This is a genomic window from Albidovulum sp. (genome assembly GCF_049646345.1).
Classification (GTDB): domain Bacteria; phylum Pseudomonadota; class Alphaproteobacteria; order Rhodobacterales; family Rhodobacteraceae; genus Albidovulum.
The window spans coordinates 1-3,105 of sequence record NZ_JBARVQ010000391.1 but is presented as its reverse complement, the minus strand read 5'-3'; the positions used below and the strand labels follow the sequence as shown (position 1 = coordinate 3,105).

Sequence of the window (3,105 nt, the reverse complement as noted above, 5' to 3'; positions counted from 1 at the left end):
CGCGAGATGGTCTTTGTCGATGCGACCTGCCCCTTGGTCAGCAAGGTCCATATCGAGGCTGAACGACATCACCAGAACGGGCTTCAGATGGTGATGATCGGCCATGAGGGGCACCCGGAAACGCTGGGGACAATGGGGCAACTGCCCGAAGGCGAGGTGCTGCTGGTCGAGACGGCAGAGGATGTGGCGCGGATCGACCCGCGTGACCCGGCCAAGCTCGCCTTCATCACCCAGACGACATTGTCGGTCGATGACACCGCGGGGATCGTGGCCGCACTCAAGGACCGCTTTCCTGCAATCGTCGGGCCGCACAAGGAAGACATCTGCTACGCCACGACCAACCGGCAGGAAGCGGTGAAGGCCGTCGCCCCGAAGATCGACGCGCTGCTGGTTATCGGCGCGCCGAATTCGTCAAATTCCAAACGGCTGGTAGAGGTGGGCCGGGCCGCAGGCTGCGCCTATGCCCAGCTTGTGCAGCGCGCCACAGATATCGACTGGCGCGCCCTGGACGGCATCCGCGCGGTCGGCGTCACCGCAGGGGCAAGCGCCCCGGAAGTGCTGGTCAATGAGGTGATCGACGCCTTCCGCGCCCGGTTCGACGTGACGGTCGAGCTGGTCGAGACCGCCAAGGAAAACGTCGAATTCAAGGTGCCGCGCGTCTTGCGCGAGCCCGCGTAAGGAGGACAAATGCTCTCGCTTCAGTTTCTGCTGACCGCCTTCGTCGTCGTGATCGCGCCGGGCACCGGGGTCATATACACCCTTGCCATCGGCCTTGGTAAAGGACGGCGGGCGGCGCTGATGGCGGCCTTTGGCTGCACGATTGGCATCGTCCCGCATCTCATGGCGGCGACGCTGGGGCTGGCGGCCCTCCTCCATACCAGCGCGCTGCTCTTTCAGACGGTGAAGTTCGCGGGCGTGGCCTATCTGATGTACCTCGCCTGGCAGATGCTGAAATCCGACGGCGCGCTGACCGCGCGGGCTGACAGGGTAGCAGAGACCGGCTGGCGCACCGCGCGGCGCGGCGCGCTGATCAATATCCTCAACCCGAAACTGTCGATCTTCTTCCTCGCCCTGCTCCCTCCCTTTCTATCGGGCAATGTAGCGACCGCCACGGCCGAGATGGTGGCCCTTGGCGCGGTCTTTATGGCGATGACATTCGGCGTCTTCGTTCTCTACGGTATCTTCGCCGCCGCCGCCCGCGACCATCTGCTGGCCAGCGGCCGGATCATGCGCTGGCTGAACCGCAGCTTCGCCGCGATCTTTGCCGCCCTTGCCGGGCGCCTCGCGCTGGAACGGGCATGAGCGCCGATCCCCGCACCATCGCCGTCTATGACGCGAAGGCGGGCGATTATGCCGACCGCTTTGCCAGTGCCGAACCCGACCGGCATCTGAGCGCCTTCATCGCCGCACTGCCCGAACGTGCCCATGTACTCGACCTCGGTTGCGGTCCCGGCACGGCCTCGGCCTTCCTCCGCGCGGCGGGGCATGTGCCTGACCCGGTCGATGCCTCGCCCGCAATGATCGCACTGGCGAATGAACGCCACGCCATCGGCGCTCGGCTCGCGACATTTGACGATATCGAAGCGGTGGCCAGCTATGACGGTGTGTGGGCGAATTTCTCGCTGCTGCACGCATCCCGTAACGATCTGCCCCGCCACATCGCCGCCCTGCACCGGGCGCTGAAACCGGGTGGTCTCTTTCATATCGGCATGAAGACCGGTACCGGTGAGGCCCGCGACGGGCTCGACCGGCTTTACATCTACCACACGGTGGCCGAGTTGCATGCGCTCCTGGCCGATGCCGGTTTCACCATCACTTCCACCTCCGAGGGCCATGAACGCGGCCTTGCCGGAACCGACGACCCCTTTGTCATCATCGAGGCCCATGCCTGATCTTTTTGCCTATACAGACGGGGCTTGCTCCGGCAATCCCGGCCCCGGCGGCTGGGGCGTCCTCATGCTCGCCAAAGACGGCGAGACCGTGCTGCGGAGCCGCGAATTGCAGGGCGGCGAGGCGGATACCACGAACAACCGGATGGAACTTCTGGCCGCGATCTCGGCGCTCGAGGCGCTGACACGGACCTCGGCGATCACCGTCGTGACCGACAGCGCTTATGTGAAAAACGGCGTCAGCCAATGGATCCATGGCTGGAAGCGCAATGGCTGGCGGACGGCCGACAAGAAGCCGGTGAAGAATGTCGACCTCTGGCAAAGGCTGGATGAGGCGCAGGCCCGCCACAAGGTGACGTGGGAATGGATCAAGGGCCATGCCGGTCACGCGGAAAATGAGCGCGCCGATGAACTCGCCCGGGCCGGGATGGCGCCCTACAAGCCGAAGAAGGCAAGGGCAAATGACGCTTCTTGACGTTCTCGACTATGCTTCGGTCTTCATCTTCGCCCTGACCGGAGCGTTGGTGGCCAGCCGGGCGCAGCTCGACGTGGTCGGCTTTGCGTTTCTGGCAAGCCTCACGGCGGTCGGGGGCGGCACCGTCCGCGACGTGCTCCTCGACCGCAATCCGGTCTTCTGGATTGCTCAGCCGACCTATATCGGCGTTGCCGTCGCGGCGGCGGTTCTGGTCTATTTCACCGCGCATATCTTCGAAAGCCGGCTGAAGGTGCTCACCTGGCTTGATGCCTGTGCCTTGTCGGTGGCGGTCCCTGCGGGCACGGGTGTGGCGCTGCTATTCAATCACCATCCGGCGGTCGTCTTGCTGATGGGCGTGGCAACCGGCTGCCTTGGCGGGCTGATGCGGGATGTGGTCTGCAACGAGGTGCCGCTGGTCCTGAAACAGGGCGAGCTTTACGTCACCGCCGCCTTCGCCGGATCGGGCGCGGCGCTGGTCGCCTTCCAGTTCCTCCCAGCGGGCATGGCGCTGCTGATCTGCGCGGCGGTCACCTTCACGCTCAGGGCCGGAAGCATGATCTTCGGCTGGAGCCTGCCGGTCTACAAATCCCGCCCGCCGCGCCGCTGAATGCCACGTAAGGTGGGTTTAGAGCGTGTTGCGGTTTTCGAGATTCAGGATTCCCCCGATGCTTGATCTGTGATTCCCTGTCTGTATGGCAGATATGGGGGTCAGTGATGGGCAAACCACATCCTATGGCACTT

At 64.4% G+C, this 3,105-nt stretch carries 5 protein-coding genes; all 5 read left to right on the top strand.

The window, feature by feature from the left end:
• The coding region (ispH, locus tag WBB85_RS09610; protein WP_432638402.1) for a 4-hydroxy-3-methylbut-2-enyl diphosphate reductase at positions 1 to 678 on the top strand (678 nt) is incomplete at its 5' end.
• Between the two features lie 9 nt (positions 679 to 687).
• A complete protein-coding gene (locus tag WBB85_RS09605) occupies positions 688 to 1,302 on the top strand; it encodes a LysE family translocator (RefSeq protein ID WP_432638401.1) in 615 nt (204 codons plus the stop codon).
• Positions 1,299 to 1,892, top strand: a complete 594-nt coding sequence (locus WBB85_RS09600) for a class I SAM-dependent DNA methyltransferase (RefSeq protein WP_432638400.1) — start codon at positions 1,299 to 1,301, stop codon at positions 1,890 to 1,892. The genes WBB85_RS09605 and WBB85_RS09600 overlap by 4 nt, the downstream gene beginning before the upstream one ends.
• A complete protein-coding gene (gene rnhA / locus WBB85_RS09595) occupies positions 1,885 to 2,364 on the top strand; it encodes a ribonuclease HI (RefSeq protein ID WP_432638399.1) in 480 nt (159 codons plus the stop codon). The genes WBB85_RS09600 and rnhA overlap by 8 nt, the downstream gene beginning before the upstream one ends.
• Positions 2,351 to 2,971 carry a trimeric intracellular cation channel family protein gene (locus WBB85_RS09590; RefSeq protein ID WP_432638398.1) on the top strand — a complete coding sequence of 207 codons (621 nt, stop codon included), beginning with the start codon at positions 2,351 to 2,353 and terminating at the stop codon, positions 2,969 to 2,971. The genes rnhA and WBB85_RS09590 overlap by 14 nt, the downstream gene beginning before the upstream one ends.
• Positions 2,972 to 3,105 lie beyond the last annotated feature (134 nt).